The organism is Alicyclobacillus vulcanalis (assembly GCF_900156755.1).
Classification (GTDB): domain Bacteria; phylum Bacillota; class Bacilli; order Alicyclobacillales; family Alicyclobacillaceae; genus Alicyclobacillus; species Alicyclobacillus vulcanalis.
In genome coordinates this window covers 1-2,199 of the sequence record NZ_FTOO01000026.1, presented here as the reverse complement: position 1 = coordinate 2,199, position 2,199 = coordinate 1, and the positions used below count along the sequence as shown (strand labels likewise).

The 2,199-nt window shown below is 50.8% G+C and carries 4 protein-coding genes and 2 pseudogenes; 4 read left to right on the top strand and 2 right to left on the bottom strand.

Annotated features, from left to right (window positions below):
• Positions 1-213: pseudogene (locus tag BW934_RS14595) on the top strand (hypothetical protein); the annotation flags it as partial.
• A gap of 60 nt (positions 214-273) precedes the next feature.
• On the opposite strand, the gene BW934_RS14590 reads toward BW934_RS14595, so the two are convergent.
• Positions 274-939, bottom strand: coding sequence for a helix-turn-helix domain-containing protein (locus tag BW934_RS14590; protein ID WP_076349319.1), 666 nt, complete (start codon positions 937-939; stop codon positions 274-276).
• Positions 940-1,081: 142 nt separating this feature from the next.
• On the opposite strand from BW934_RS14590, the gene BW934_RS15545 reads away from it, so the two are divergent.
• Entirely contained in the window at positions 1,082-1,291 is a 210-nt protein-coding gene (locus BW934_RS15545) for a helix-turn-helix domain-containing protein (RefSeq protein ID WP_076349317.1), read from the top strand.
• Between the two features lie 92 nt (positions 1,292-1,383).
• A complete protein-coding gene (locus BW934_RS14580; RefSeq protein ID WP_076349315.1) occupies positions 1,384-1,821 on the top strand; it encodes a helix-turn-helix domain-containing protein in 438 nt (145 codons plus the stop codon).
• A 1-nt stretch (position 1,822) separates the two neighbouring features.
• Here the strand turns inward: BW934_RS14580 and BW934_RS15305 are convergent, their stop codons facing one another.
• The gene (locus BW934_RS15305; protein WP_234969860.1) at positions 1,823-1,963 is read right to left on the bottom strand and encodes a hypothetical protein; all 141 of its coding nucleotides are present in this window, start codon (positions 1,961-1,963) and stop codon (positions 1,823-1,825) included.
• A gap of 51 nt (positions 1,964-2,014) precedes the next feature.
• Between BW934_RS15305 and BW934_RS15300 the strand changes: the two are divergent.
• Positions 2,015-2,199: pseudogene (locus BW934_RS15300) on the top strand (helix-turn-helix domain-containing protein); the annotation flags it as partial.

Below are 2,199 nucleotides of genomic sequence, written 5' to 3'. Positions count from 1 at the left end.
CAGTGGGTTGGGTTGGCGTGTGTATTCCCGGGAGACCCGGAGTCGAAGTACGCGGCCGACTTGGGCATTCAGATGACGGACCCGAACGGACCGGTGACGGCGGGGCAATTGGCACAGTGGATCGTGGACTGGGAGATCAAGGCGCGCCGCGTGGACATGGCGTGGGAGCCTTCACAGGACCCGTACACGCTGTTGCAGGACTTCTCGTTTTGACCCCCTCCCGGCGCTTACGCGCCTGGGAAGGGGAATGCGCGGGCGGATTGTTCATTTTCATCACTTGTGAATTTTACGCCGGACCTCTGTTACGATGCCAAGGACATCAACGTCGATATCGCGACAGATAATCGCGTCAAATTGCGGATTGCTGAAGTAGATACAACAGAGATGCTCGAAACATCGAACCCGACCGAGGATACCATTTTCGCCCCTGACAGAGACATAACAGATATCTGACAGAGCGGGTTCGTGATTCGCTTTGATGATCAGAATATCTCCGGGGAGGATATGGTCGCCGAGCATGCGTGTATCTTGGGCTTCAATTGCAAAGCCACGATACCCAGATAATGCAGAAGAGTCGACAAAAAGGAATTCAGTGGCAAATTTCTCGAGAAGAGCGAGATCATCACCTGCCCGCATCGATTTCAAAATCGGGATACGCACATAGTTGCCAAGCACACTGAGCTGCATGGGTTCGATTTCGTTCTCCGAAGAGGAGGCCTCTCCAGTCATGAGGTATTCCGTAGACACGCCATATAACCGGGCAAGCTTGGTGATCGTTTCGAAGTCAGGCTCACGGATACCGGCCTCGTACTTGGCCATCGTGCTAAAATGGACTCCAACCGCTTTGGCGGCGTCCTTTTGCTTATACCTTGCGCGTTGTCGCGCTAAACGAAGACGCTTCCCCAAAGACTCTTTGTAGTCCAATGCATCCCCCACCACTCACTGTTCTCCTTTGGTTTCGAAGTTACATGACGACTTCCGGTACGGAAAATCTATTTGCTTATAAGGATAGAAATATTGACAATCCATAAAGGCATATTGGTAAAATCATCTTAGGTGTGGCCCTGGGAAGGTGCTAGATATGAACTCTGTAGTAGAGCGAATCGAAAAACTTCGTGCTTCTAGAGGGGTTATGAAACGTCAAATCTCCTTGGTTTGTGGGAAGAACGCAAGCTGGTACTCGAAGATTCTTTCGGGAGAAAGACGATTGACTATCGACGATCTAGAAAAAATTTCAGAATACTTCGGTGTTCGTCCTTGCTATTTCTTTTCGTCAATTGAAGACGAATAGGCATAGATATATGTGGTTTTCTGTTAAATATATACATCATTGCCGCTTCGTCTTCGAATCGTGTCGAACTCAGTCGAGAAGGGGGAGACCGTATGGTCGAATTAGGGCGGGTTCGCAAGGGATGGATTAGTGAGTTCAGCCAATTTCCGAATCGAATCTACGACACCAATGTGAGTGGTCATGCAAAGGCGGTATACATCTATTTGTGCCGTCGTGCTGATAGCGAAGGACAAAGTTTTCCTGGTTATGGAACGATAGCTGAAGAGGTCGGATTCTCAAAGTCTACGATTCAGAGAGCCGTGCGGGAATTGATTGAGGCAGGGTTGTTGCTGAAAGAGTTTCGTGGACGGAAAGAGAGCGGTGAGTTTTTTACAAACTTATACACCATCATCCATCCAGATGATGCTTGTCCAAAGGGTATGGTCACACAGACTATACCCCCAGAAATCAGGGGGGGAGGGTATGGTCACAGAGACCATACGTATGGTCTGTGGGACCACAGAAGTAGATCCATTAACTATATCCACTAACTTAGATGACGAAGAAGATCGCGCGCACGCGCGCGTGTTCCATATTGAGGAAGATGAGCGTGATGTCCTCGCCGACCTTCTCGACATGCCAGCAAACATTACAGTCCCGAGCGACGCCCAGGTGGACACATACGATACCCAACTGCCTACTTCCACTCCTCCAAGCGCTTGGACGAATGAGGACGACCCCTACATGGCCATCGACCAGCGCATGACGATGCACCTGGGACGCCCCTACTTCGCCAAGGGAAACGACTACCGAGCACTCAAGGAACTCACGGCAAGCGGCGTCCCCATGGACTTCATCCTGGCCGGCATTGACTACACGTTCGCCACTTTCGCCGACCGACGCCCGCGCAGTTTCGCGTATTGCGCGGA